24 protein-coding genes are annotated in these 24,599 nt (G+C 52.3%); 10 read left to right on the top strand and 14 right to left on the bottom strand.

All coding sequences use genetic code 11. From position 1 onward, the window contains the following. Positions 1-2: 2 nt before the first annotated feature. Both B9Y58_RS05430 and B9Y58_RS05425 read right to left on the bottom strand, forming a co-directional pair. Positions 3-2,510: a DNA topoisomerase III gene (locus tag B9Y58_RS05430; RefSeq protein WP_073055454.1), complete on the bottom strand. Its 2,508-nt coding sequence runs from the start codon at positions 2,508-2,510 to the stop codon at positions 3-5. Continuing rightward, positions 2,510-3,643 carry a glycosyltransferase gene (locus B9Y58_RS05425; RefSeq protein ID WP_073055455.1) on the bottom strand — a complete coding sequence of 378 codons (1,134 nt, stop codon included), beginning with the start codon at positions 3,641-3,643 and terminating at the stop codon, positions 2,510-2,512. Before B9Y58_RS05425 ends, B9Y58_RS05430 begins: the two co-directional genes overlap by 1 nt. A 144-nt stretch (positions 3,644-3,787) precedes the next feature. Between B9Y58_RS05425 and sstT the strand changes: the two genes are divergently transcribed. Beyond that, positions 3,788-5,035 (top strand): serine/threonine transporter SstT, encoded by a 1,248-nt coding sequence (gene sstT, locus B9Y58_RS05420; protein ID WP_073055457.1) that lies wholly within the window; start codon positions 3,788-3,790, stop codon positions 5,033-5,035. Here sstT and B9Y58_RS05415 read toward each other — a convergent pair. After that, positions 5,021-5,737: a queuosine precursor transporter gene (locus B9Y58_RS05415; protein ID WP_073055459.1), complete on the bottom strand. Its 717-nt coding sequence runs from the start codon at positions 5,735-5,737 to the stop codon at positions 5,021-5,023. The genes sstT and B9Y58_RS05415 overlap by 15 nt on opposite strands. Position 5,738: 1 nt before the next feature. Then, on the bottom strand, positions 5,739-6,215 hold the full coding sequence (gene queF / locus B9Y58_RS05410) for a preQ(1) synthase (RefSeq protein WP_073055461.1): 477 nt from the start codon (positions 6,213-6,215) through the stop codon (positions 5,739-5,741). A gap of 180 nt (positions 6,216-6,395) precedes the next feature. Here queF and B9Y58_RS05405 point away from each other — a divergent pair, with 180 nt between their 5' ends. The 4 genes from B9Y58_RS05405 to B9Y58_RS05385 all read left to right on the top strand — a co-directional run bounded on the left by B9Y58_RS05405 (position 6,396) and on the right by B9Y58_RS05385 (position 11,766). Then, positions 6,396-8,795 carry a Tex family protein gene (locus B9Y58_RS05405; RefSeq protein WP_085534811.1) on the top strand — a complete coding sequence of 800 codons (2,400 nt, stop codon included), beginning with the start codon at positions 6,396-6,398 and terminating at the stop codon, positions 8,793-8,795. Between the two features lie 265 nt (positions 8,796-9,060). Beyond that, positions 9,061-9,360 (top strand): hypothetical protein, encoded by a 300-nt coding sequence (locus B9Y58_RS05395; RefSeq protein WP_144066148.1) that lies wholly within the window; start codon positions 9,061-9,063, stop codon positions 9,358-9,360. A 142-nt stretch (positions 9,361-9,502) separates the two neighbouring features. Beyond that, positions 9,503-10,345 (top strand): TIGR02147 family protein, encoded by an 843-nt coding sequence (locus B9Y58_RS05390; protein ID WP_073055467.1) that lies wholly within the window; start codon positions 9,503-9,505, stop codon positions 10,343-10,345. Further along, the gene (locus B9Y58_RS05385; RefSeq protein ID WP_085534808.1) at positions 10,345-11,766 is read left to right on the top strand and encodes a LamG domain-containing protein; all 1,422 of its coding nucleotides are present in this window, start codon (positions 10,345-10,347) and stop codon (positions 11,764-11,766) included. The genes B9Y58_RS05390 and B9Y58_RS05385 overlap by 1 nt, the downstream gene beginning before the upstream one ends. A 130-nt stretch (positions 11,767-11,896) precedes the next feature. Here B9Y58_RS05385 and B9Y58_RS05380 read toward each other — a convergent pair whose 3' ends face one another. Continuing rightward, on the bottom strand, positions 11,897-12,094 hold the full coding sequence (locus B9Y58_RS05380) for a ferredoxin (protein WP_072980280.1): 198 nt from the start codon (positions 12,092-12,094) through the stop codon (positions 11,897-11,899). A gap of 202 nt (positions 12,095-12,296) precedes the next feature. On the opposite strand from B9Y58_RS05380, the gene argB reads away from it, so the two are divergent. From argB to B9Y58_RS05365, 3 genes are all read left to right on the top strand, one after another. Continuing rightward, positions 12,297-13,088 carry an acetylglutamate kinase gene (gene argB / locus B9Y58_RS05375; RefSeq protein WP_072812227.1) on the top strand — a complete coding sequence of 264 codons (792 nt, stop codon included), beginning with the start codon at positions 12,297-12,299 and terminating at the stop codon, positions 13,086-13,088. Next, entirely contained in the window at positions 13,069-14,280 is a 1,212-nt protein-coding gene (locus B9Y58_RS05370) for an aspartate aminotransferase family protein (RefSeq protein ID WP_085534807.1), read from the top strand. The genes argB and B9Y58_RS05370 overlap by 20 nt, the downstream gene beginning before the upstream one ends. A 195-nt stretch (positions 14,281-14,475) precedes the next feature. Next, complete coding sequence (locus tag B9Y58_RS05365) at positions 14,476-15,306, top strand: hypothetical protein (RefSeq protein WP_085534806.1); 831 nt, start codon at positions 14,476-14,478, stop codon at positions 15,304-15,306. A gap of 257 nt (positions 15,307-15,563) precedes the next feature. Here B9Y58_RS05365 and B9Y58_RS05360 read toward each other — a convergent pair whose 3' ends face one another. Next, entirely contained in the window at positions 15,564-17,033 is a 1,470-nt protein-coding gene (locus B9Y58_RS05360) for a B12-binding domain-containing radical SAM protein (RefSeq protein ID WP_233247852.1), read from the bottom strand. Positions 17,034-17,120: 87 nt separating this feature from the next. Here B9Y58_RS05360 and B9Y58_RS05355 point away from each other — a divergent pair, with 87 nt between their 5' ends. Further along, entirely contained in the window at positions 17,121-17,729 is a 609-nt protein-coding gene (locus B9Y58_RS05355) for a toxin-antitoxin system YwqK family antitoxin (protein ID WP_085534805.1), read from the top strand. Here the strand turns inward: B9Y58_RS05355 and B9Y58_RS05350 are convergent. The 7 genes from B9Y58_RS05350 to recO form a co-directional block, all read right to left on the bottom strand. Beyond that, complete coding sequence (locus B9Y58_RS05350; protein ID WP_085534804.1) at positions 17,726-18,559, bottom strand: metallophosphoesterase; 834 nt, start codon at positions 18,557-18,559, stop codon at positions 17,726-17,728. The two genes, B9Y58_RS05355 and B9Y58_RS05350, sit on opposite strands and share 4 nt — an antisense overlap. A gap of 47 nt (positions 18,560-18,606) precedes the next feature. Next, positions 18,607-19,326 carry a pseudouridine synthase gene (locus B9Y58_RS05345; RefSeq protein WP_085534803.1) on the bottom strand — a complete coding sequence of 240 codons (720 nt, stop codon included), beginning with the start codon at positions 19,324-19,326 and terminating at the stop codon, positions 18,607-18,609. Positions 19,327-19,414: 88 nt separating this feature from the next. Next, complete coding sequence (locus tag B9Y58_RS05340; RefSeq protein ID WP_085534802.1) at positions 19,415-20,308, bottom strand: Ppx/GppA phosphatase family protein; 894 nt, start codon at positions 20,306-20,308, stop codon at positions 19,415-19,417. After that, the gene (locus tag B9Y58_RS05335) at positions 20,301-20,711 is read right to left on the bottom strand and encodes a hypothetical protein (RefSeq protein ID WP_199220949.1); all 411 of its coding nucleotides are present in this window, start codon (positions 20,709-20,711) and stop codon (positions 20,301-20,303) included. Before B9Y58_RS05335 ends, B9Y58_RS05340 begins: the two co-directional genes overlap by 8 nt. A 66-nt stretch (positions 20,712-20,777) precedes the next feature. Continuing rightward, entirely contained in the window at positions 20,778-21,104 is a 327-nt protein-coding gene (locus B9Y58_RS05330) for a histone H1 (RefSeq protein WP_085534824.1), read from the bottom strand. A 359-nt stretch (positions 21,105-21,463) separates the two neighbouring features. Beyond that, positions 21,464-22,213, bottom strand: coding sequence for a 3-methyl-2-oxobutanoate hydroxymethyltransferase (panB, locus tag B9Y58_RS05325; RefSeq protein ID WP_085534801.1), 750 nt, complete (start codon positions 22,211-22,213; stop codon positions 21,464-21,466). Beyond that, a complete protein-coding gene (gene recO / locus B9Y58_RS05320; protein ID WP_085534800.1) occupies positions 22,192-22,977 on the bottom strand; it encodes a DNA repair protein RecO in 786 nt (261 codons plus the stop codon). The genes panB and recO overlap by 22 nt, the downstream gene beginning before the upstream one ends. 192 nt (positions 22,978-23,169) lie before the next feature. Between recO and B9Y58_RS05315 the strand changes: the two genes are divergently transcribed. Further along, positions 23,170-24,234 (top strand): AAA family ATPase, encoded by a 1,065-nt coding sequence (locus B9Y58_RS05315; protein ID WP_085534799.1) that lies wholly within the window; start codon positions 23,170-23,172, stop codon positions 24,232-24,234. 6 nt (positions 24,235-24,240) lie between these two features. Here B9Y58_RS05315 and B9Y58_RS05310 read toward each other — a convergent pair whose 3' ends face one another. After that, complete coding sequence (locus B9Y58_RS05310) at positions 24,241-24,597, bottom strand: histidine triad nucleotide-binding protein (protein ID WP_085534798.1); 357 nt, start codon at positions 24,595-24,597, stop codon at positions 24,241-24,243. Positions 24,598-24,599 lie beyond the last annotated feature (2 nt).

The raw sequence follows: 24,599 nt of genomic DNA, 5'->3' as shown, positions 1-24,599 counted from the left end.
GGCTACTCTGCCTTCTTCTTTCCGAAGCGGCGGGGCTTGAATTCGCGCGGCGGGAAGTCGAACTTGAGCTTGCCGCCTTTATCTAGATACAAGTAAGCGTCAAAGGTGCGGTGGGTCTTGTTGCTGCGGAAACCCTTGAGGAGCGTCGTCTTTTCGCCGGCGAGCATCTTCTTGATTTCTTCGAGCGGGATTTCTTTACCGAGCAAAATCTTCGGAAGCGTGATGCCGCTGGGTTCCTTTTTGAGGTAAGAATCGCTCACGTAACCGGTCATGGTTTCGTACACGGCGGCGCCATCGACCGGCGACTTGCCGACCTCGGCTCCGACTTCGACTTCTTCGGGCTTTTCGTCGAATACAAATTCAATCTTGTTTTCGTCGTTGATAATCACCACGGCCGAGAATTCGGCACCGCGCTTGCTGCGGAAGCCGGTGAGTGGGCCGATTTTACGGTTGGTCAAAAGCTCGGTGATTTCTTCCGGAGTAAGGCGCTTGCCGCCAATCATCTTGCGGATCACGATGCCGTCTTCGGTGGTGTAGCGGCTCACGGTTTCAAAAACCTTCTTGCCGTTCACGGGGCTAAACGGGGCTTCGCCGGTGGTGCTTTCTTCCTTGAAACTCTTGATGTTTTTCACCATGGTGCGCGTCATGTCGACGATGCCTTCCATGAACTTTTCGCGGGTTTCCTTGCCCTTCTCGATTTGCTCCATTTTATATTCCCAGTTGCCGGTAAGTTCCGGACTGGTGAGCGCTTCGATGTCCATGGCCTTCAGCACCTTGATGAGGTCGAATGCCTTGGCGGTCGGGATCATGTCCTTGCCGTCGCGAACCACGTACTTGTCGCTGACGAGTTTTTCGATAATGGCGGCGCGCGTTGCCGGCGTTCCAAGGCCGCGTTCCTTCATGGCATCGCGGAGTTCTTCGTCTTCCACCAGCTTACCGGCGCTTTCCATCATCGAAAGGAGCGTGCTTTCGGTATAGTGTGCGGGCGGCTTGGTAAAGTCTTCCTTTTCTTCGAGGGCGACCGTCTTGGCGGACTTGCCCTTGAGTGCCGGAATGTTCGATTCTTCGTCGCTGTCCTTGCCGTACACGGCCTTGAAGCCCGGATCAATTAGCACCTTGCCTTCGGTGAGGAAGGTTTCGCCTTCCACGGTTGTTACGCGGGTGGTGTTTTCGTACTTGGCGGGCGGGAAGAACACAGCGATGAATCGCTGGCAAATCATCGTGAAAATCTTCTGTTCGGCTTCGGTGAGTCCCGAGGGCATCACGCCGGTGGGGATGATGGCGAAGTGGTCCGAAATCTTCGAGTTGTCGAACACCTTGGGAGTCTTCACGACCCAGTTGTTCTTGAGGGCGGTCTCAGCGAATTTTGCGAGCGGGCCTTCGATTTTGCCGAGGGTGGCCTTCACCGGAGCCACATAGTCTTCGGGCAGGCAGCGACTGTCGGTACGCGGGTAGGTGGTCGCCTTGTGGCGTTCGTACAAAGCCTGCGCAATCGAGAGGGTTGTCTTCGCGCTAAAGCCAAAGCGGTTGTTCGCTTCGCGCTGGAGCGTGGTCAAGTCGTACAGCGGACCGCACTTTTGGAGCGAGGGCGCGGACGTTTCTTCGACGGTACCTACCTTGCCCTTGCATTTTTTCAAGATATCCTTGACTTTACTCTCGTCAAAAATCTGCTTGATTTTGTCCTTGCCGTCTTCCTTGTTGGCGGTGAACCACTTGCCTTGGTAGTGGCTACCGTCGTTGTCGAACTCGGCTTCTACGGTCCAGAACTTTTGCGGTACGAACTGCATGCGTTCTTCTTCGCGGTTCACAATGATGGCAAGCGTCGGCGTCTGCACGCGGCCACACGGGGTCACCTGGAATCCGCCCATGCTGCTGTTGTAGGCGGTAAGGCCGCGGCTACCGTTCATGCCAATGAGCCAGTCGGCTTCGCTACGGCAAAGGGCGGCTGCCTTCAGGTTTTCCATTTCGGCGCCGTCGCGCATGTTTTCGAAAGCTTCCTTGATGGCGGCCGGGGTCATGCTCTGCATCCACAGGCGCTTGATCGTCTTGCCCGTGAATTTGCCCTTGAGCACGTACTGCAATATGTAGAAGAAAATCAGTTCACCTTCGCGGCCCGCATCGCATGCGTTCACGATGGTCGTCACGTCCTTACGCTTGATGAGCTTAGAGAGTGCCGAAAGCTGACCCTTGGTCGCAGGCGTTGCGACCAGCGGGAATTCCTTGGGGAGCATGGGGAGCGTGCTCATTTCCCACTTCTTGTACTTTTCGTCGATTTCTTTCGGGTCGGCGATTTCAACCAGGTGGCCGATGGCATGGCTCACGATGGTGGTGTCGCTTTCGTAGTGGGTCTTTTCGTTCTTGAAGTTCTTTTGGCCGAGTACGCGGACCAGGTCGAGTGCCACACTCGGTTTTTCGGCGATAATTAAAGTCTTGCCTTCGACCGGGGCCTTTGTTGCTGCCTTCGTTGTCGTTTTCTTTGTCGTTGCTTTTTTTGTCGTAGTTGCCATCATTATTTCCATTTAAATCGTCCGAACAGGCCGAAAAGCACGGCTAGCACGGTAAAGGGGGCGTGGATAAATTCCACAGGAATGCACCATTTTAAGAGGTGTTCCTGTCTGAATATCCTAAGCCCGCGGAGTATCAGAACCAGGTCGCCAATGCACTTGGCGATAAATGCGATGATTGTCGCAATTAAAACGCTAGAACTGAAGGGTGCAAATGCTGCTGCGATACATTGCATGGTAAGGAACAGAAATACCATGCTGAGTACAAATACGATTTTCGGTGTATAATATATAGTCTTCGACGCCCAGCGCTTGCGTTGTTCCCAGAGTTCCTTCAAGGTTTCTTTGCCGTTGGTGGTCACGAAGGTGCTTTCGGCAATGCAGTAGCGCATGGCCCAGGGGCGGTCGGCGGCGAGTTTTTGCATCAAGAGGTCGTCGTCGCCGCTCTGGATCTTGATGACGTTGTCGAATCCGTGCACGCTCTTGAAGAAGCTTTTGCGGTAGGCGAGGTTGTTGCCGGTGCTTGTGAGCGGGAGTCGCATGGCGAGGCCCGCAGTGCCTGCCACTCGGTAAATCAGGGTCTCGACCGCCTGCATGCAAATGAGAATGCTCGACTTACCGGGGATTGTGGGGATGTAGGAATGTCCGGCTACCAGCTCAATGCCCGGTTCGAATTCGGCCACAATGCCCGTGACCCAGGTGGGCTTTACGATGCAGTCGGCGTCGGTCAGGCACAGGATTTCGCCCTCGCAGGCCTCAATCAACAGTGAAAGGGCGTGTTTTTTGGGGCTGACCCCTTCCGGAATCTGTTTAATAGTCAGAACATGCAGTCTGGGGTTCTTGGCAGCATAATCGGCCAAAATTTTCGGCGTATCGTCGTCGCTCCTGTCGTCGGCAACCCAAACGTCCCATTCGCCACGGTAGTCCTGGGAGAGAACCGAGTCCAAAGTGGCGCGTATTCCCTCCGATTCGTTGCGTGCGGCAATCAAGATGCTCACCTTGGGGGCGGGCTCCACGTCGGAGTTCCCTACGCGCACCGAACCCAGCGCACGGAAGAACCGCGCCTCCAAGACTATATAGAATAGTCCGAACACAGCCAAAAGGCCGATGACCAGGTATGTGAGCACCGTAAAAAACATTTTCCGCGCAAAATTTAGTTCATCGGGGCGACTTTGGAAAAAGACGCCCGCCAAAATGGCCTTGATTTTTTGCGCACCTTTCGTTTTTGTCCCAAAATCGGCAAAATTATATTTATATTACACACTGAAAAGTGGAGGCACGCTATGAAAGTAAGCGCTGTAATCAATAAATATAATAGTGCAAACTTGGTGCTCCGTATCGCAATTTCGATTGTGGTGGGTGCGCTCTTGGGCGTGTTTCTGCCGTCGCAAAAATGGATTTCCGAATTCGGCGTGCTCTTTGTAGGCGCGCTTAAGGCCGTGGCGCCGGTACTGGTGTTCATTTTGATTATCTGTTCCCTTGCCAATGGCAAGTCCCGCTTGGACCGTCGTTTTGTCCGCGTGGTTGTCCTATACCTGGTGGGTACGCTGCTAGCGTCCTTTGCCGCCGTGGGGTCGAGCATCATGTTCCCGCAGAATCTAGAGTTGAATGTGTCGGCAGACGTTTCGACCGTGCCGACCGATATTTACGAAATCCTGCATAATTTGTTGGTGAATGCGGTGTCGAATCCGTTTGCGTCTATTTCCGATGCGAACTATATCGGTATTCTGGTTTGGGCAGCCTTTATGGGCTTTGCTATCAAGAAAATTGCAAGTCCGGTGACGTTTACCGTGCTGCAGGATGTGTCGAATGCGGTTTCGATGGTGGTTCGCTGGATTATCAATTTGGCCCCGCTCGGTATCATGGGTATTATGTATACCTCGGTTTCTACGAACGGAATCGGAATTTTCAAGACTTACGGTTCGCTCATTCTGGTTCTTGTGGGAACCATGCTTTTCGTGATGCTTGTTGTGGTGCCGGCTCTTGTAGGACTTGTGTTGCGGCATGACCCGTATCCGCTGGTGCTCAAGTGCCTCAAGAGTAGTGCCGTTACGGCCTTCTTTACCCGCAGCTCCGCGGCGAACATTCCGGTAAACATGGCCCTTTGTAAAAGACTCGGGCTCGACCGCGAATTTTATTCTGTGTCTATTCCGCTGGGCGCGACTATCAATATGAGTGGGGCCGCCATTACCATTACGGTCATGACTCTTGCGACGGTGCATACGCTTGGTATTCCGGTGACGCTTACTTCGACATTAATCGTGTGCGTGCTTGCAACGATTGGCGCCTGCGGTACCAGCGGTGTTGCGGGCGGTTCGCTTCTCTTGATTCCTCTGGCATGCGCCCCCTTCGGCATTTCTACCGACGTTGCCATGCAGGTGGTGGCGATTGGCTTTATCATCGGAGTGATTCAGGACAGTATGGAAACGGCCTTGAATTCTTCGACCGACGCCATCTTTACGGCGACCGCCGAATATGCCGCTTGGCGTAAGGCTGGCAAGCCCCTGCCTAAAGAATTATTCCGCGATTAATTCCGGGTGCTTTTCGGCGATGCGGCGTGCAAGGTACACGAACGGGGTATCCATCAGCGATGTCACGATAAAGATTCCGTAACCGAAAATCAGGATTTCGCCGATCGTATTCCACGGGAAAACTCCGGCGAAGGCAAGCAGGTTGAATACGACTACGTTAATCAGCTGGCTTACCAGCGTAGAACCGTTATTGCGCAACCACAAGAAGCTGCGCTTGTCGCCGAACTTCTTTTCGGACCATTTCCAGACGGCGTGGTAGGCCCACACATCGTACATTTCGCAAATGGCGTAGGCGAATAGGCTCGCAAGCATCACGCGCGGGGTATTGGCGAACACGGTGCGGATCGGTTCTGCCATGGTGTCTCCCGCGGCCGGAATATACAGGAACCAGCTTTGCGAAATCAGGATGAAGGTTACGTTTGCGAGGATGCCGATTTTGACACAGCGGCTGGCGTCTTTTTTGCCGAAGATTTCACTCATGATGTCGGTAGCCAAGAACGACGATGCAAAAATCACGTTGCCGAGCGTGGTGTCGAGTCCGAAGGCGTGCACCAGAATCAGCACTTCGATATTTGCGGCGATGGTGCAGATGACCGTCCAGGCGAAAATGCCCTGCTTGCCAAAGAAGCGGAAAAAGGCAACGAGTCCGCCAAAGAATACAAAGATAGAAGCGATAAGGATGAGTTCGTTCTGGAAAGGCATCTTACTTTCTCCTATCGATGGCGGTGAACAGGCGGCTCTTGGCGAGTGCTTCGAATTCGGTACCCGGTTTGCCGTAGTTGGCAAACGGGTAAAGCGAAATGCCGCCGCGCGGCATAAAGAGGCCTTCAACTTCGATATACTTCGGATCCAGAAGCTTTACCAAGTCCTTCATGATAATGTTCACGCAGTCTTCATGGAAGTCGCCGTGGTTACGGAAGCTAAACATGTAAAGCTTGAGGGACTTGGATTCTACCAGGAACTGGTCCGGAATGTAGTTGATCTTGATTTCGGCAAAATCCGGCTGGCCGGTTTTCGGGCACAGGCTCGTGAATTCCGGGCAGTTGAAGGTGACCATGTAGTCGTTGCCCGGATGCTTGTTCGGGAACTTTTCAAGGACTTCGGGACTGTAGGTGGTCTTGTACTGGGTCTTGTTGTTGCCAAGCAACGTGACGCCTTCGAGTTCAGCATCTGAACGCATGATGTCTCCTAGTTTTGTTTTAAGTCAGGATGGGTTTCGAACTGACCGACCCAAAGATAGAAAATTATCTATATTCCCTTTACCTCGGGAAAATTGCCGGGGTACCTCGCACTGCGGTGCTGGGTTGAACTTAGGGCTTTAAGACCCTCAAACCGAAATATAAAACGGAAACTACATATTATGGATTTTTCTGCAATTATTGCCGAAGAGCTTAACCTTGAAGTATGGCGCGTCGCCAAGGCGCTCGAACTGATGGACCAGGGTGGTACCATCCCCTTTATCGCCCGTTACCGTAAAGACCAGACGGGTACGCTGAACGAAATTGAACTGCGCGACATCAGTCACCGTCGCGACTACCTGCAAGAACTGGTAGACCGTAAAGAAACGATTCTCAAGAGCATCGAAGAACAGGGCAAGCTCACGCCCGAACTCAAGGCCCAGATCGAAGCCTGTAAGGACAAAACCCTCCTCGAAGATATTTATGCCCCGTACAAGCCCAAGAAGCGCACCCGCGCCACGGCCGCCAAGGAACTGGGTCTGGAACCCTTGGCCCGCCTCATGTGGGCGCAAGAAGAAACCGGCAACACGGCAGAACAGATTGCGTTAATTTATTTGTCCGAAGAAAAGGGCCTTGCCGACCCGAAGGCCGCCCTCAAGGGTGCCGCCGACATTCTGGCCGAAGAAGTGGCCGACAATACCGAATTCCGTCAGTACCTGCGCAACAAGATGGAAAAGACCGGTGTCATGATTTCCAAAGTCAAGAAAGATTTCGAAGGCCAGGAAACCAAGTTCAAGGATTACTACGACTACAGCGAACAGGTGTCCAAGATTCCGAGCCACCGTATGCTAGCGTTGCGTCGCGGCGAAAAGGAAAAGGTGCTCCGCCTCTCTATCGAAGTGCCGAACGAAGAAATGGTCGGCTACCTCAAGCAGCAGATTATCAAGGGCAACACCACTTGGACTCCTTACCTGGAAGCCATGTGCCAGGACGCCTGGGAACGCTTGCTCCAGCCGAGCATGGAAAGCGAAGTGCGCTTGATGCTCAAGGACGCCGCCGAAGAAGAAGCCTTCAAGGTGTTCAGCAAGAACCTTCAGGATGTGTTGCTCGCCGCACCTGCCGGCCACAAGGCTGTGCTCGCTCTCGACCCGGGTTTCCGTACGGGTTGCAAGGTGGCCGTGCTCGACGAAAACGGCAAGTTCATGGACCATGGCATCATTAAGCCGCATGAACCGTGGAACGACAAGGCCGGTGCCGCCGTGTACCTGATGGGCCTTATCGACAAGTACAAGATTGACTTGATTGCTATTGGTAACGGTACCGCTAGCCGCGAGACCGATGCCTTCTGCGCCGAAATGTCTGCCAAGTTCAAGGGCAAGGTTCCGCCGCGCGTGATCGTTTCTGAAGCAGGTGCATCTGTGTACAGCGCAAGCATGATTGCTATCCAGGAATTCCCGAAGGAAGACGTGACCACTCGCGGTGCGATTTCCATTGGCCGCCGTTTGCAGGACCCGCTGGCCGAATTGGTGAAGGTGGACCCGCAGTCTATCGGTGTTGGCCAGTACCAGCACGACGTGAACCAGCGCGAACTCAAGAAGCGCTTGGACGAAGTGGTGGAAAGCTGCGTGAACATGGTGGGTGTCGACGTGAACAGCGCCTCTGCTCCGCTGCTTTCCCACGTGGCAGGCCTGAGCAATACTTTGTCCGAAGCCATCGTGAAATACCGCGAAGAAAACGGTGCCTACGCTAGCCGCGAAGCCTTGAAGAACGTGAAGGGCTTCGGCCCGAAGGCCTTTGAACAGGCCGCCGGCTTCATGCGCATTCCGGGTGCTGAAAACCCGCTCGACGATTCTGCCGTTCACCCCGAAAACTACGCCCTTGTCGAAAAGATGGCCGAAAAGGCCGGCGTGTCGGTGAAGGACATGGTGGGTAACGCCGAAGCCGTGAAGGCGATCAACCTCGAAGAATTCTTGAGCGACGAAGTGGGTAAGGCTACTTTGGACGACATTATCAAGGAACTCCAGAAGCCGAGCCGCGACCCGCGTAAGGAATTCCGTTACGCCAAATTCGACGACAAGATTCGCACCATTCAGGACCTGATTACGGGCAGCTGGATGGAAGGTGTTGTCACCAACGTGGCAAACTTCGGTGCCTTCGTGGATATCGGCGTTCACCAGGACGGCCTCGTGCACGTTTCTGAAATCAGCGACAAGTTCGTGGAAGACGCCAAGACGGTGCTTACCGTGGGCGATATCGTGAAGGTGCGCGTGGTCGCAGTCGATGTGGGCCAGAAGCGCATTAGCCTTTCGATGAAGCAGGAAACTGCCGACGGCGTCGCCGGTGCCGGTGCAAATGGCCCGCGTGGCCAGCGCGCAGGCGGTAACCGCGGCGGATTCGGTGGCCACGGCCGCGATGGTCGCGGCAATGCCCGCCCGCAGGGCGGCATTCAGGGCCATGCAACCCTCGCAGACCTTAAGGCGAAAATCGCTGGTAAGGACCGCCCCGGTGCAGCTCCGAAAAAAGCCGCTGCCATGCCCGGCAAGATGAGCGCCTTGTTGAAAAACATGAAGAAGGGAATGTAGGTAATACCTAACTAATACCTACTCCAAAAAGACTGAGCCCGCATTTTAGATGCGGGCTTTTTCTGTATGGTTGTAAAATTTTGTTTAAGAAGGTGCTCGGAGGCCCGAAAAAAGCGTGTATAGTATATGGAGTGACTATTTTGAGCCCCTTTACAAAAATATTGACAAAATGTATTACAAATTGTAAATTTAATATGAAAATCATAGACCACGCTTTTGAAAGATTCGTTACGGCTCGTAGAGCTCATAAAGATGAGGAAATTCTATGGAAAAATTTAAAATAGCTCAAAATCCTATAATGACTGAGGATGAAGTTCTTGAATATGCCGGTAATATGGCCGACGAGTTCCGTGAAGGGCTTGCTAATGGTTCAACTATCGTGTCGGACGGCCCCTGGGAAGAAACCGTCAAGGCGATCAAGGAGCGCCATAAACGCAACGAGACCAAAATGGCGTCTTTCCGTTTGCCTGTTTGGATAATTGAAGGCCTCAAGCGCAATGCCGCGAAGGGCGATGTCAAGTACAGTGAATATGTAATCGAAACGTTGGCAAAAGCGGCTGTGTAAACTTTTCTTACAATTTCCTCTGTGGCATGATTCGTCTCGGTTGTGTGACGAACATCAAAATATGCCCATTAAGGGTCGTTGGGGTGTGTAAAAATTTTCTCGGGCTATTGCCTGGTGTGTAAAAATTATTTATTTTAGGATTATGTGTATTGCGCTAGAACATCTGTTTGATTACGACGACTTCCGCAAGTTCCTGCAAGACTACTTCGAGGAACAGAAAAAGATGCGCGCCGTCTTTTCGCACCGATTCTTCGCGGCGAAGGCGGGATTCAGCAGTTCGTCTTACTGCCTGAACGTCATCCGCGGGCGCTTTAACCTCACGCCAAAGTCTATCGATAAAATTGCGAAGGCGATGGATTTCGAGCCGTTGCAGAAGGCGTATTTCGAGGCCCTGGTGCAGTACAACCAGGCGCAACAGGTGAACGAGCGCGAAAACGCCTGGGAACAGATTGTCCAAATCCGCAAACAAATCGAATTTACACACGTGACTACTCGTGAACAGGCCTACTTTAGCAAGTGGTACTATCCGGTGGTTCGCGAAATGGCGGTGAATGCCGACTGGCACGACGACTATATGGTGCTTGCCCGCATGCTTACGCCGCAAATCACGACCGAAGAGGCCCGCGACGCTGTCAAGAAACTTCTGGAATGGAATTTGATCAAGAAGGTGGGCGACCATTACGAAGAAACTTCGCAAATGCTCGATGCCGCCGAAATTCCGCCGATTTCTTTGCGCCAGATTCGCCGCGAATACATTCAGCATGCTATCGGTGCTGTAGAATCCATGCCCAAGAACGAACGTTTTGCGGCGTTCACCACCTTGGCCATGAGTGAAAGTTCTTATAATTACGCTGTCGAAGTTCTTGAAGACGCCCGCAAGAAGATTATTGCGAAGGCGGCGAACGATCCTAATGTGGAGCGGGTTTACGAGATGATGCTTGTGGCGTTCCCGATGAGTAAGAAGATTGAAAAGGAGGCAAAATAATGGATACTTTGTTCAAATATGCCTCTGGTGTGGCTTTAGCTCTTTTTGCGGCTGGTTTGACATCTTGTTCCAAGAGTGACGAAACTGCCGGTGGCGTGACCGATATCGGTAACTCCATTGCAAGCGGAATCGTGGTGACCGAGGCGAATCAACCCGTGGCCCGTGCCCGCGTGGTAGCCTATTACGACAACTGGAATAAAACCTCCATCGAAGATTCTGTGGTGGTGGAAGCCGACGACAACGGTATTTTCAGTTTGAAGTTTGACAGTACGCGCTCTGTGGTGCTGTTCGCCGAGAACGGTTCCGAATCAGGCCTTTCCCGTATTCAGCATAGTGGTGCAGCCCTCGTGATGGTCGGTCACCCGCGCAGACTCGAAAGCAGTGTTGCCGAGGCCAAGTCCGGTTACATGCGCATTGTGGGCCGTAGCGAAGTCGCTCCCGTCAATTCCGATGGTTCGTTTGCATTTGAATCCATGCCCGTGGGCGAAATCTCGCTGGTGTATGTGGAAAGCGATCAGTCACAGGCCCGTTTCAACTTCATGACGGCTGTCGTGGGCGACACTCTCAAGATTCCGTCTCTTGAAAACAAGAACGAAGGCTGGCTCACGATTTCGGATTACCATTACTATAGTGGCGCCGCTTACGGTGGCATTATGGTGAACGTGCCCGATGGTATCTCTGTTCCGCAAGATACCGCTACGCCGGAACCGGTGGCGCCTGACACTACTGCAAAAGATACTTCCGCTGTCGATACTACGGAAGAACTTGCGATTTCCTTGAACCTCCACATGGATGGCTCTGATAGTGTTGCTAAGGTCTATAACAATGACGGCTCGGTCGCCGATTCCGTGAACTACGTGGAAGGTGTGTCGGGCAAGGGCATTCTGCTCAAGGTTGGTCAGTTCGTCGAAGTGGGCGATATTGACCCCTGTGCAGGTGACTTTACCATGAGCGCATGGACCAAGTGGAGCGGTTACCGTGGCGATGGCATTTACCAGCTTCTCTTTGCAGAACGTGAAGACTGGGTTGCCGGATTGTCCAGGTTCCAGCTGCAGTATGAATTTATGACGAGTTCCTTTGTTGCTGTGGGCGATGGCATGGACTTGTCGGGCTATGGCTATGCATGGCTTGCCAAGGGCAATGTCGAACGTGGTGGCACGCTGCCTATGAATGAATGGTCGCTGCTGGTGCTCGTTAACGAAGGTGGCAAACTGTACTTCTACATTAACGGCGAACTCGTGAGCAACAAGGCCGGTGTTCCGTTTACGCCCAAGAAAGTTGCTGCCTCGCTGCCGTTCCGTATTGGCGGCTCCGAAGTGCCGAACGATACTTGGAATGGCGCCATCGACGAAGTTAAGATTGAATCGGTCGCCCGCTCCGCTGAATGGGTCAAAGCCGAATACGAAAAATACGCAAAGTAAGAAAGTGTCATCCTGAGCGGAGCGCTGTGGCGCGAAGTCGAAGGATCTAATTCACAAATAAAAAAAGAGCTCTGTCTAAAAGACAGAGCTTTAAAAGTTTTCGGTAGACGGCGACTCTCGTCGCAACTTACTACTCGTACTTGATAACGCCGGCCGGGCAGCTGTCAGCAGCGTCCTTGATTTCGCTTTCGTAAGCGGAATAGTCAACGCCTTCCTTCACCTGCATTTTTTCGGGAACGCTGAACACTGCGTCGCAAGTAGCTTCGCAAGCGCCGCAGGAGACGCATTCGTCACTGGATTCGTCCAGCCAAACTTTCGTGATTGCCATAATATACCTCTTTGTGTCTTAGGTTGAATTTATATATGCAATATAACAAAATCTTGTTCTGTTAAAAAAGGAAAAGTTGAAAAATTACAAAAAACATTCAAAAAGGGATAATGAGGGCTTTTTCCTGTCTACTTCCTACTGCCTACTGTCTACTTTTCTAAATTTGTCTCCGTAAAAATAAAACGAGAGGAACTCGCACACGATGAAAAAAGTGGTTGTAAAAATTGGTGGCAGCCTGGCAATCGACGAAGCCAAGCTGGCTGATTTTGTGTCGGCAGTCTCTACCCTCCCCGGTAGTGGCTGTCAGGTTGCCGTGGTTCACGGCGGTGGCAAGGACATCAACGAGAATATCGCCTTGCTCAAGGAACAACCGACATTCATCGACGGCCTCCGAGTCACGACCCCCGGTATCATGAAGATGGTGGAGATGACCCTCTCTGGCCACGTGAACAAGAAGCTGGTGCGCATGCTCCTGAACAACGGTTGCGGTGCCGTCGGTATTTCGGGCGTAGATGCGAACCTGTTCCAGGTGGTCAAGAAGCAGGGCAAGGTGGACCTTGGCCTGGTGGGCGAAATCAAGAAGGTGAACCCGGGCATTGTGACCGCGCTCTGGGGTGCGGGGTTTGTTCCCGTGGTGAGCCCGATTTCAATCGGTCCAGATGCTAACGGCAACGGCGTGAGTTGGAACGTGAACGCCGACACGGCTGCATCTGAACTGGCTGTGGCGCTCGAAGCCGACCAGTTTGTGCTGGTGAGCGACGTGCCGGGCGTGATGGACGAAAACAAGAATGTAATTCCCGAACTGAGCGAAGCGGACGCCGAAAAGCTGATCGAGGCTGGCGTCATCTCCGGCGGTATGATTCCCAAAGTCCGCGAGAGTTTCAAGTCGATCCGACGAGGACTCAAGAGCATCCACATCGTGGGTTGGAAGGACGCGGAACACTTTGGCAAACAAATTAATGGAGATTTAAATTATGGCACAATCTTGCGCTAACCTGCTCGAACAGGATAAACAAATTATCGCGCCGCTCTACGGCAAGGCAGACATCAACTTCGTGAAGGGCGAGGGCTCTTACCTCTACGACGACCAGGGCAACAAGTACCTGGACTTCGTGGCAGGCATCGCCGTGAACGCGCTCGGTCACCAGAACCAGGCGATTAAGGATGCGGTGGTGGAACAGATGAACCACTTCAACCACATCAGCAACCTTTACCCGAACTACCCGCAGATTAATCTCGGCAAGGCCCTCCTTGAAATCACCAAGTTCGATAAGGCCTTCTTCTGCAACTCCGGTACCGAAGCTAATGAAGGTGCAATTAAGTTTGCACGTAAGTACTTCGACCGGAAGGGCGAAAAGAATCGGCAGAAGATAATCACGTTCGTGAACAGTTTCCACGGAAGGACGTATGCCGCACTTTCTGCGACGGGTCAGCCGGCTATCCGCGAAGGCTTCGGCTCCATGCCGGGTGATTTTGTGCACGTCACGTGGAACGACTGCGCTGCCTTGAAGGCTGAAGTGGATGGCAATACCTGTGCCATCATGCTGGAATCGCTGGCTGCCGAAGGTGGCGTGATGACTCTCTCTGCCGAAATGGTGCAGACTATCAATAGCCTGCAGAAGGAATTCGGCTGCCTCGTCATCGTTGACGAAGTGCAGGCGGGTGTGGGCCGTCTCGGAACCTTCCTCGGTTTCGAAAAGTACGGCCTGAATCCGGACCTCGTTTCTTTGGCTAAGGGAATCGGCGGCGGTCTCCCGCTCGGTGCGGTGCTGCTGCGCCAGAAAATTGCCGACCAGCTCAAGGCCGGCGACCACGGAACTACATTCGGCGGTAACCCGATTGCATGCGCCGCAGGTCTCGCTGTCGTGAAGCAGATTCCGGGCCTGTTGAAGAATGTCGCCGAACGTTCCGCCCAGCTGAAGGCGGGTTTGGCGGCCCTTGTGGAAAAGTACAGCTTCGCCAAGGAAATCCGCGGTGAAGGCCTGATTCTCGGCGTGGCTCTCGACGAATCCATGCCGGTCGGTAACATCATCGCCGCCGCTCGCGCAGAAAAGCTCATGGTGCTTTCTGCCAAGGGTAACGTGCTGCGTATGCTTCCGCCGCTGAACGTGAGCGCCGCGGAATGCGAAGAGGCGCTTGCGAAACTCGGCAAGGCTTTTGAAGCAGCTTCCAAGGCAGTGAAGTAACATTCATAACATAAAGACTATAGGGACCGCGACGAATATGCCGCGGTCTTTTTTTGTTCATGTACTTTGCGCGTACATTTTCTAGATGTCAACTATATGCGACAAAATGATTCGTTTTGTAAAAACATGTTCAAAAACATACCTGCTATAACTGTCGTAATGTAATTTGAAATCTTCAATACCTCATTAAAATTTATGGAAAGTTTGAATTATCGTTTTGTCACAAGTTCCTTGCGCAATCTTCTCCAGTCACATGCAGAAGAAATGCTTTCGTTGATTGAAACCCTGAAGAAATCTTTGAAGGCGGCGCCAGCGGGAACGCTCAATGTCTCACCTCACCAAGGAACATTTCAGTACTATCGGGTGTTGCCTAGTACCGGGAAGAAGGGGCGCTATATTTCAAAAGAGCAACGCTCGCTCGCCCAAAAACTCTCGCAGCGTGATTATGACAAGGCGCTGCTTGTCGAATTGCAAAAACAACTTAAAGCGATTGACAAATGTATTCCTGCGTGCAAACCGGAGCAATTTGGCTTGCTTTGGCAAAAACTGCATCCGGCGCGGCGCGCCTTAGTCAAGCCTTACGTGTTGCCTGACGATGAATATTCCCGCTTGTGGATGAGCATTGAGTACAAGGGTCGCGGATTTGATGACGCCGCGCCGCAGCTAATGTCTGCAAAGGGCGAGCGAGTCCGTTCAAAGTCAGAAATCATTATCGCTGACACCTTGTTTCGACTTGGAGTTCCTTATCGCTATGAATTTCCGTACAAGATGCGCGATGGAAATCGTCGTATAACAGTTTACCCTGATTTTACATGCCTGAATGTTCGAACGCGCCAAGAGTTTATTTGGGAGCATTTTGGCTTGATTGAAGATAGTGGCTACGCCAAGAATATGATTGCCAAGTTGGAATTGTATGCGGCGAACGATTTTTTTGCAGGCGTGAATTTGCTGACATCTCAGGAATCGTATGAGCATCCGCTGAACACGGTGTATGTGGAACGCGTGGTGAGGAAATTTCTTCTTTAGTGCGGTGAAAATGCCTCGAAAGGCGGTGGAATCTTTTTGATAATACCCGTTTCCACCGCCCAAAAAGTACCAACTTGAGTTTGTTTGCCTTTTATTGCCGCTTTTTAGCGGTGTGTTTTGTTGGAAAGGGCTGTTTTCACCGCTGATAACTTCTGTGGCGAATGCAAAACGGAGCCATCAATAAAAAATTGGCGGTGGAAAATCAAACTTTCGTCTGTTTCCACCGCCAAAAGCGATACGCAGCAAAGCCGTGCGCTTTATTCTTTCACCGTCGGGGCCTGGCGAGCCACAGGGGCGAGCTGCCCATGCTTACGGAACAGGTGCTTCACGAGCGTGCCGAATCCACGCATCACGCGGTAGCGTTCGCGCGGATTCTTGATCGCCATGATGCCCTGACGCAGAATATAGCTCGGACGCAGGTAGAATTCACGGCGGGCCTTGTCGCAGAAGTCCACAAGTGCCTGGCTGGTGAGTTCGCCGCGCTGGATGGTGGTGCGGTGGAAACCGTCTTTGTCGAGCCACTGGTTGTAATCCTTTGTCTGTAATGCGCCGCTTTCCAAGGCTTCCTTGTAAGCCTCGGTGCCGGGGTATGCCATAATGGGGTAGAACTGAGCCGTATTCGGGTTCAACTTCTTGGCGTAGTCGAGCGTCATGCGGAGCGTTTCCGGCGTGTCGCCCGGGTTACCCACCATAAAGCAGCCGTGCACCAGGAGTCCCGCCTTGCGGGCGTTCTTCGTGAATTCGATTGCCTTGTCGGTGTTCTTGACACCCTTGTGGATGTTTTCGAGAACCACAGGCGAAGCGCTTTCAAATCCCACGCACATTTCGCGGCCGCCGGCCTTTTTCATGAGCTTGAGCAAGTCGAGCGGCACATCGGCGCGAGCGTTGCAGCTCCAAGTAATCTTGAGGCCGCGTTCCAGAATCAGGTTGCAGATTTCGCGAACGTGTTCGTGGCTTGCGGTAAACGTATCGTCTTCGAAGAAGACTTCGCCGAGGTCGTCAAAGTTTTCCTTGATATACTGCAGTTCGTCCACCACATCTTTCGGAGAGCGGCGGCGGAACTTGTGGCCGTTCAGCGTCTGCGGAATCACGCAGTAACTGCAGCGGTTCGGACAACCGCGTCCCGACAGAATCACAATCAGCGGGTTCAGGTTCGCGCCGTAGAAATACTTCTTGTAGCAACTGTACAGGTACTTGCGGTAAACTTTGGACACCCACGGGATTTCGTCGAGGTTTTCAATCTTCGGACCTTCGGGCTGAAAATCTACTGTACCGTCGGCCTTGCGGAAGGCGAGGCCCGCGATGCTAGAAATGTCCTTGATGTCGCCGCGCAGGTAGCGGGCGAGATTCCTGGCGGTGTAGTCCGCCTCGCCGATAATCACGAAGTCGAGGCTCGGTTCCATTTCCATAGATTCGAGTGGCTCGGCAGTAGCGTGCGTACCCATAATAGCGATCTTCGTTTTCGGAAGCGCTTCTTTAATGGCGTGCACCACCTTGAGGTCGTTCAAAATACTCGGAGTACTCGTGCTGCAAACCACGAGCTCGGGGTCAAACTTCTTGATACCATCCAGAGTCTGCGCGAGGTCAAGTTCCATGGCCGGGCTATCGATGAGCTGAATCTCGTTACCGTCGGCTTCGACAGTGCCAGCGGCGTAGCTCAAAAACATGGGCCAGTAAAGGGTAGAAGACTTGGTCACGCACGGACTGCGCGACTCGCGACTGAACATCGGATGAAATGGGGGATTTAAAAAAGTAATGCGCATAAGCAATGGCAAAATACATAATTATCGATGATAAAGCTACATTTGGTTTCGATGAAAGCGTTGATTTCGTTGTGTATTTCTCTATGCGGGCTTTGCTCGATTGCGCTGGCGCAAAATTCGCCGGCGGTGGCGCTTGATACGATAAAAGAATTTTACGCAGACAATTCGCTGTCCCGCATCTATACGGTGCAGAAGGGAACAGATGTCCGCGAGGGTATAGCTTATAGTTATCACCCGAACGGCAAAATCGCAATCGAGGCTCCGTACAAAAACGGCAAACTCGACGGCGTGTTCAGGAGTTATTACGACAACGGAAAACTTTGGCAAACCGTTGGTTACAAAGATGGCATCGAAGAAGGGTTCACGACAGTCTACTTCGAAAACGGAATGAAAAAATCCCGTGAATCCTACAAGAACGGAATCTTGGATGGCCTCACCGAAGAGTGGGACGACAAGGGAACTCTTCGACGTAAACTGCCGTATGTGCGTGGGCATCTGCACGGCGTTGCAAAAGTTTTCGACGAACTAGGTAGCCTCAAAGAAGAAATGACTTTGGAGCATGGGCTTCGGCACGGAACGTACCGCCGCTATAGCAAAGGCTTGAAAGTTCTTGAAGCTGTATTCGAACAGAACCGCTGCGTTAAAAACTGCGACTTTTAAATGTACCCGGCCCACTCGGCGGCAACGCTGGGCGAGGCTTTGCGGATTTCTTTGGCGTGTTCGCTGTCGTCGGCGAGTGTGATGTCGCCGCTTGCAATTTTTGCCTTGATATCTTCGAATGTTTTGGGCTGCTTGGCTTCGGGCAGTTGATCGCCCGGCACAATGCAAGGTGCATCGATGGCGGTTTTCGCCTTGTCTTTGACCGGCGAATATTCGCGGGCGGCGGGCACTTCGTAGAATTTGTCTTCTTCGGGGCACCAGGCCATCAGCTTTTTGCCGTAAACGCAACCCGCGTCAAGCCCAATGAATCCGGGGCGGTTCACGAATCCCATCTTGGCCCAATGTCCGAAAACGACCGTTTTGTTCCAATTAATTTGTTCAAACCACGGACGGTCGTTCCAGTATCTTACGGACAAAATAACTTCCCGGTCCATGTCCTCTAGTCTGACCTTGCCCGGTTCCAAACCGGCGTGAACCAGCAGCGCGTGTGGAGTGTCGCGCCACAGGGGCCAGGTGCTTACCTCGGCGGCAATGGCGTGCCAGGTTTCCATCGGGAGCTTCGCGAAGCGGGCGCGTTGCTTTTCGGTCCAGCCGCTTTCGGGCAGTTCCAGTGCGCGAATCAAATGCTCTTCGTGGTTGCCGCGCACGGTGAGAATACCGTTGTCTTTCACGAACTGCAGTGCCCGCAACATGTCGGGGCCCTTGTTGATGATATCGCCCGTCTGGTACAAGGTGTCTTTGCCGCGCACAAAACCGAATGCGTCTACAATGTGCTCGAGTTCATCCGCGCAACCATGCACATCACCGATATAAAGAGTCCTACTATTCATAACTAAAGTGTCATCCTGAGCGAAGCCGTTAGGCGAAGTCGAAGGATCTAAACGTGAACTGCCTGGCGGATTTTGTTGAGTTCGTCGGCGGTGAGTTCGCGGAATTCACCGGCGGGCAAGTCGCCCAAGGTGAGTTTGCAGTAACTCACGCGTTTGAGGTCGCGAATTTCGTAGCCTACGGCGCGCATCATGCGACGGATTTCGCGGTTCTTGCCTTCGATCAGCACGAGTTCGGCGAATCCTTTTTCCAAATAAATGTCGGTGGCGAATGCGATTTCTTCTTGCTCGGCGCCTTCTTCGCGGATGTCTACGCCGTCCACCAGCTTTTGCGCGGCGTGCTCGCTGAGCGGGCGGTCTGTCCACACGTAGTAGCTGCGCGGAATTTCGTAGCTCGGGTGCGTGAGTCGGTGCAAGAGTTCGCCATCGTCGGTAAATAGCAACAGTCCGCGGCTCTGCAAGTCCAGGCGGCCCACATACTTAAGGCTCTGGTAGGCGGGCGGCAAGTAGTCGTACACGGTGCGGCGGCCCTGCGGGTCGGTCTTGGTGCAAACGCAGCCGGCCGGCTTGTGGAACATGATGGTCGTCGTCTTGCGGGGGAGCTTGGCGGGCTTGCCGTCGACTAGGATTTCGTCGGCGTTTTCGTCAACCTGGTGGCCGAGGTCCTTAATGACTTCGCCATTCACCTGCACGCGGCCTTCTTCAATCAAGGTGTCGGCGGCGCGACGGCTCGCAATTCCACAGAGAGAGATGTATTTGTTGATACGCATAGGAAAGTAGGCAGTAGGAAGTAGACAGTAGGCAGTGGTTAGTGATTAGGTCATCCAGGCTGATTGTCATTCTGGGCTTGACCCGGAATCAGCTTTTTCCGGCATCAGCTTTTTTATCCTCATAAAGCAGTCCGAACCTAAGACCCGCAGTGCTGATTTTAAATGTTTCGACGCGGAGCTTCTCCAAGAGCGACTTGAGCCAGAAAAGCCCGCAAATAATGACTTCGTGTCGGCCGTTTTCCAGGCCCGGGAGCATGGCGCGGAGTTCCTTGGACAAGTTGGAAATACGCGTAGTGATAGCGTCCAAGTCGCTGATCGAAAGTTCCAAACCTTCGATGGCCTTATAGTCGAACTGTTGCTTGTTCAGGTAGACCATGGCGAGGGCAGTGCCCGTGCCGCCAATCAGGTAAACCGGCTTCTTGGTCATGCCCTTGAAGCTGACTTCCTTGAAGGTTTCCTTCACGAACTTCTTGTATTCCGGGCCAGGAATCGGGCCCATGGCCTTGAACATCTTGAGGGCGCCCACCGGAATCGAGAACGTATTGTCCCCATTGCTGAGTTCGGTCGAACCGCCACCGATGTCAATCGTGACGAGGCCTTCGCCGTGCCATTCCTTGACCGAGCGGTAGGTGAGCTTGCCTTCTTCTTCGCCACTGATAATTCGCGGCTTGATCCATAAGGCTTTTTCGACTGCGGCAATGACTTCGTCCGGGTTCTCAGCGTTGCGCATGGCTTCGGTCATCACGGCGGCTTTGAGGTTTGCACCCAAGGCGTGCAAATCCATGCGGAACTTCGTCATGATGGCTTCCAGTTCCTTGATTCGTTTTTCGGTAATGGCGCCGTGTTCGTAAATGTCTTCGCCCAGTCGGCAGACTTCGACTTTCTGGAGCTTGGGAACTAGCATCCCCTCCTCAAACGCCGCAATCAAGAGAATGCAGCTGTGGCTCCCGATGTCGACTGTGGCAACCAGTTTGTTATCCATTGGAAGCCTCGCTAGATCCTTCGACTTCGCTATCGCTTCGCTCAGGATGACACGTGGGTGATGCCTCATCGGAGCCAGAGACCGCTTCGTCTTTGGCTTTCAGCATACCGCTCTTAATTTTCTCTGCGATTTTCGCCGGGTTCATCAAGAACTCCTTTGCAAATGCAATCGCTTCTTCTATAATAGAATTCGGGTGCTTGCCGTTCCAGCTGGCGACCAAATCGCCGGATTCGCTACCCAGTTCTTTACCTTCGCGGAGTTCTTGCCCCATTTTCAAGGCCAACAGCAATCCCAGCTCAAAGGCGCGGGGTTCCGTTTTGCCTTCTAAAAGTTTTTCCACGCGCTCGATGCGCTGTTCATAGGGGATTTTTTCCAATTCGGCAAGGTCTTTTTCAGAAATCATAACCCAAAAATAGAAAACGAGCCTCGGAGTAATCCGAGGCTCGCCAACAAAGGAGAATTATGTTGATTACTTCTTTGCAGCCTTCTTAGCAGCGGGCTTCTTAGCGGCCGGCTTCTTTGCAGCAGCGGGCTTCTTAGCAGCGGCCGGCTTCTTAGCAGCGGCCGGCTTCTTTGCAGCAGCGGGCTTCTTAGCGGCGGCCGGCTTCTTGGCGGCGGGCTTCTTTGCAGCAGCAGGCTTCTTAGCGGCGGCCGGCTTCTTGGCGGCGGGCTTCTTAGCAGCCGGCTTCTTAGCAGCAGCGGGCTTCTTAGCAGCGGCCGGCTTCTTAGCGGCAGCGGGTTTCTTAGCAGCGGGCTTCTTAGCAGCCGGCTTCTTTGCAGTCTTTGTAGTAGCCATTTTTTTCTTCCTTATGGTTATGTTGTGAATTAGCTGTGTATAAAATAACTTATTTTCACAAATAATCAACACCTTTTTCAAAAAAAATTAAAAAAAAGTTGTTTTTTTACAAAAAAAAGATTATGCAAGTGATGCAATTCACTTTTAAAACGTTTTGTTAGTTTGTTTGTAACGCGTCAAAATAGTTTTTGTCAACCAAAATACACTCAAACAAAAAAGTTCCCGACATCGCCGGGAACCGCGTAAATAAAGGGCTCGTAAAGGGGCTGCAAAACGCTGGTTGAGTTCGTAACTTAAAGAATATCAATCAGATACGAACTTCGAACCATCAATTTTGCTCCTAAGTTTTTCTTGCGAAATTACTTTCCTGAGCTTTGCACGCTATCTATATACTTCCTGAATCCTTCGACACCAAGACTATACATGTCGACGAACTTCGTTGCGAACGGTGGCAGCTTGCGCGGGTGCATGCCCAAGGCGTCGTGCATCACGAGCACTTGACCGTCGGTGAACTTTCCGCCGCCAATACCGATCGTCACCGCGTTCACCATGCCGGTAATCTTGGTGCCGAGCTCTTCGGGAATGTGTTCCAGCACAATCTCGAAACAGCCCAGGTCGTCTACGTACTTGGCCGCCTTGATGATTGCGGCCGCTTCTTCTTCGGTGCGGCCCTTCTGCTTAAAGTTTTCGGCCGTCTGCGGCAAAAGTCCGAGGTGCGCACAAATAGGAATGTCGTGGTTCAGCAAATATTCGTGCACGCCCGTGGGGGTGCCCTCGATTTTTACACAAGAAGCTCCCACGTCCATAAAGCGGCGAGCGTTATCGTAGGCCGTTTGCGGATCCTTGTCGCTCAAGTAGGGCATGTCGGCCACCACGTGGGTGTTCGGTGCCCCGCGGCAAACCGCCGCCACAAAAATCAGCATCTCGTTCATGCCGATTTCGCGAGTGCTCTTGTAGCCGAGCATCGTGTTTGCAAGGCTGTCGCCTACCAAAATCTGGTCCACGCCTGCCGCCTCTGCCATCTGGGCAAAAGCGTAGTCGTAGGCAGTAATCATTGAAACTTTTTCGCCTTTAGCTTTCTTGTTCTTTATGTCGATTGGGCTGAGCATAATTTACGAACCTCCTGTAGCCATGAAAGGGAATGGATTTCTTTCAGGAATCCGATGTGATTGCGCAGATAAGATAGCAAAGCATTCTCCACAAAGACGCGCCCCGTGAGTTTTTGTAGCGCCTGCTCGGGGTTGTTTTGCGTTAAATTCAGTTCCCAGAGTCCCTGCAATGTCTCTGCGCGGGCACGTGCGCTCTGTACACCCTGGCACTGCTTGCAAATGAGCGCGCCCGATTCCGGGAAAAAGTCCGCTGCGGGTTCCGTAAGCACCTTTTCACAGCGGTTGCACACGCCAAGTTCCAGGTGGTAGCCCCACAAGTCGCAAATGTCCAGCAACCAGCGGCTGAATACCGAGTCGGCGGATGATTGATCCTTCTCACTTGCAGCGGGCGAGTCGAACTCCGCAAGCGCCTGCTTTAGCAAGGCGAACTCCTCGGGAATCGGAGTGGCCGGTGGCGCGTAACGCAGCACAATCTCAGCCATCACCTGCGCAATCGCCAAGTCCATCAGCGACGCCCGCAAGTGCGCATGCCAGTTCACGATAGACGCCTCTTTAATGAACTGCAACTCCTTGGCCGGGTTTTGCCGGAACACCACCTCTGAAAGGGCGAGCGGGTCGAGCGCCCCTTTAAAGGGAGACTCCTTGCGCTTAGCGCCCTTGATAATAAAACTCACCACGCCACACTCTTCCGTGAGCGCTTTCACTATAAAGCTCGAGTCGCTGTACGCAAACCGGTGCAGCACTATCGCCTGAGTTTTGATCATTTACGGCCTTCTACTTTGCAGAAAAGACTGTTTTCACTCATAATGAGTATAAGGTAGAAAAAAGAAAGGCAGTTGATCCAAAAAAACGCTAGACTGTATTGCGAAAAAGGGGTGAATATATTATATTGTGTATGATGCGAAAATTTTCGCAACGAATTTTTTCGCAATGAAACTTTTGGCGCTGGAGCGACTATGAATCCTTTTAAATTCGGCACAATCGTAGAAGATGAGTTCTTCACAGACCGCGTGAACGAACTGGAACAAATCAAGCAGATGTTGGATAGCGAGAACCACCTGGTCTTGATATCTCCCCGTCGATTTGGCAAGAGTAGCCTGGTGGCAAAGGCCTTGCAACAAATCGGTCGCCCGTCCATTACTATTGATTTCATGAAGGTCTTGAATGTAGAGGATTTGGCAGCACAAGTTTTGCGTCAGGTGTTCCGTCTTCATAAGTTTGAGAAGGTAAAACATTTCATGAAACATTTCCGCGTCGTGCCCACACTCTCTTATAATCCGATGACAGATGGCATGGACGTGAGTTTTGTCCCCTCAGTGGGCAAATCTTCTGCGATGTTGGAAGACTCCTTGGAATTGTTGGAGAAGGTGTCTTCTGCTGAGAATCGCCTCATTGTGGTGTTCGATGAATTCCAAGAGGTGAACTCCATTGACAAGACGCTGGCGAAGCAGCTGCGTGCCATTATGCAACGGCAGAAGGGGCTGAACTATATATTCATGGGGAGTCAAGAGTCCATGATGGAGGAAATTTTCGAGAAGAAAAAGTCCCCGTTCTTCCATTTTGGTGAACGCATGAATTTGAAGAAAATTCCGTACGACGATTTTTATCGCTATGTCGAAAGTCGCCTGCCAAAGATGCCCGCTTCGCAGAAGGCTTCCATCACCGAAGAAATTCTCAAGTTTACGGATGTTCACCCCTACTACACGCAACAGCTGGCTGCTGCAGTTTATAACGCTTTGGTGTATGGCAAGATAACGGAAAATGTCGTCGTCTATGCCGTAAAGAGGCAGGTGGAGGAACATTCCCTGGACTACGAACGTCTTTGGGCGAACATGAACCGTACCGATCGCAAGGTGATGCTCTCGCTTGCCAACAAGAAAAACCCCATAACAGACAGGTCTGTACCCACTAGCACCTCGTTCAGTTCTATCAAACGCCTGTTGAAGCAGGGGTACGTAATCAAAACAGTCGGCTATGAACTTGAAGACCCGTTCTTCGGTGAGTGGATATTGGGAAATTGATTTGTTTTACTTAGCAGGGAACGGAGGCCAACCCATGACCTGGCCGCCAAGCACGTGCAGGTGAATGTGGAACACCGTCTGGCCTGCGTCGGCCTTGCAGTTGAACACAAAACGAGCGCCCGATTCTTCGATACCCAGTTCTTTCGCGATAATTTGTGCGCGGTAAAGCATTTTGCCCACCAGTTCGCAGTCAGTCGGCTGCATGTCCATGATGGTCGAAATGTGGCGCTTGGGCACTACCAGAAAGTGCACCGGGGCCTGCGGGACAATGTCGTAGAAGGCGAACACGTCGTCGTCTTCGTAGATTTTCTTGGAAGGGATTTCACCCTTGATGATTTTGCAGAAAAGACAGTTTTCACTCATAG

It is taken from the genome of Fibrobacter sp. UWB15 (assembly GCF_900177705.1).
In the GTDB taxonomy this organism is placed as follows: Bacteria; Fibrobacterota; Fibrobacteria; order Fibrobacterales; family Fibrobacteraceae; genus Fibrobacter.
Note: the sequence above shows the minus strand (reverse complement) of the source record. Positions and strands in the feature narration are given on the sequence as shown.

What these genes read in the sequence shown, in the direction of transcription:
- B9Y58_RS05430 (WP_073055454.1), bottom strand. Translation starts at nt 2,510, where the DNA reads ATGATGGCAACTACGACAAAAAAAGCAACGACAAAGAAAACGACAACG.
- B9Y58_RS05425 (WP_073055455.1), bottom strand. Translation starts at nt 3,643, where the DNA reads ATGTTTTTTACGGTGCTCACATACCTGGTCATCGGCCTTTTGGCTGTG.
- sstT (WP_073055457.1), top strand. Translation starts at nt 3,788, where the DNA reads ATGAAAGTAAGCGCTGTAATCAATAAATATAATAGTGCAAACTTGGTG.
- B9Y58_RS05415 (WP_073055459.1), bottom strand. Translation starts at nt 5,737, where the DNA reads ATGCCTTTCCAGAACGAACTCATCCTTATCGCTTCTATCTTTGTATTC.
- queF (WP_073055461.1), bottom strand. Translation starts at nt 6,215, where the DNA reads ATGCGTTCAGATGCTGAACTCGAAGGCGTCACGTTGCTTGGCAACAAC.
- B9Y58_RS05405 (WP_085534811.1), top strand. Translation starts at nt 6,396, where the DNA reads ATGGATTTTTCTGCAATTATTGCCGAAGAGCTTAACCTTGAAGTATGG.
- B9Y58_RS05395 (WP_144066148.1), top strand. Translation starts at nt 9,061, where the DNA reads ATGGAAAAATTTAAAATAGCTCAAAATCCTATAATGACTGAGGATGAA.
- B9Y58_RS05390 (WP_073055467.1), top strand. Translation starts at nt 9,503, where the DNA reads ATGTGTATTGCGCTAGAACATCTGTTTGATTACGACGACTTCCGCAAG.
- B9Y58_RS05385 (WP_085534808.1), top strand. Translation starts at nt 10,345, where the DNA reads ATGGATACTTTGTTCAAATATGCCTCTGGTGTGGCTTTAGCTCTTTTT.
- B9Y58_RS05380 (WP_072980280.1), bottom strand. Translation starts at nt 12,094, where the DNA reads ATGGCAATCACGAAAGTTTGGCTGGACGAATCCAGTGACGAATGCGTC.
- argB (WP_072812227.1), top strand. Translation starts at nt 12,297, where the DNA reads ATGAAAAAAGTGGTTGTAAAAATTGGTGGCAGCCTGGCAATCGACGAA.
- B9Y58_RS05370 (WP_085534807.1), top strand. Translation starts at nt 13,069, where the DNA reads ATGGCACAATCTTGCGCTAACCTGCTCGAACAGGATAAACAAATTATC.
- B9Y58_RS05365 (WP_085534806.1), top strand. Translation starts at nt 14,476, where the DNA reads ATGGAAAGTTTGAATTATCGTTTTGTCACAAGTTCCTTGCGCAATCTT.
- B9Y58_RS05360 (WP_233247852.1), bottom strand. Translation starts at nt 17,033, where the DNA reads ATGTTCAGTCGCGAGTCGCGCAGTCCGTGCGTGACCAAGTCTTCTACC.
- B9Y58_RS05355 (WP_085534805.1), top strand. Translation starts at nt 17,121, where the DNA reads ATGAAAGCGTTGATTTCGTTGTGTATTTCTCTATGCGGGCTTTGCTCG.
- B9Y58_RS05350 (WP_085534804.1), bottom strand. Translation starts at nt 18,559, where the DNA reads ATGAATAGTAGGACTCTTTATATCGGTGATGTGCATGGTTGCGCGGAT.
- B9Y58_RS05345 (WP_085534803.1), bottom strand. Translation starts at nt 19,326, where the DNA reads ATGCGTATCAACAAATACATCTCTCTCTGTGGAATTGCGAGCCGTCGC.
- B9Y58_RS05340 (WP_085534802.1), bottom strand. Translation starts at nt 20,308, where the DNA reads ATGGATAACAAACTGGTTGCCACAGTCGACATCGGGAGCCACAGCTGC.
- B9Y58_RS05335 (WP_199220949.1), bottom strand. Translation starts at nt 20,711, where the DNA reads ATGATTTCTGAAAAAGACCTTGCCGAATTGGAAAAAATCCCCTATGAA.
- B9Y58_RS05330 (WP_085534824.1), bottom strand. Translation starts at nt 21,104, where the DNA reads ATGGCTACTACAAAGACTGCAAAGAAGCCGGCTGCTAAGAAGCCCGCT.
- panB (WP_085534801.1), bottom strand. Translation starts at nt 22,213, where the DNA reads ATGCTCAGCCCAATCGACATAAAGAACAAGAAAGCTAAAGGCGAAAAA.
- recO (WP_085534800.1), bottom strand. Translation starts at nt 22,977, where the DNA reads ATGATCAAAACTCAGGCGATAGTGCTGCACCGGTTTGCGTACAGCGAC.
- B9Y58_RS05315 (WP_085534799.1), top strand. Translation starts at nt 23,170, where the DNA reads ATGAATCCTTTTAAATTCGGCACAATCGTAGAAGATGAGTTCTTCACA.
- B9Y58_RS05310 (WP_085534798.1), bottom strand. Translation starts at nt 24,597, where the DNA reads ATGAGTGAAAACTGTCTTTTCTGCAAAATCATCAAGGGTGAAATCCCT.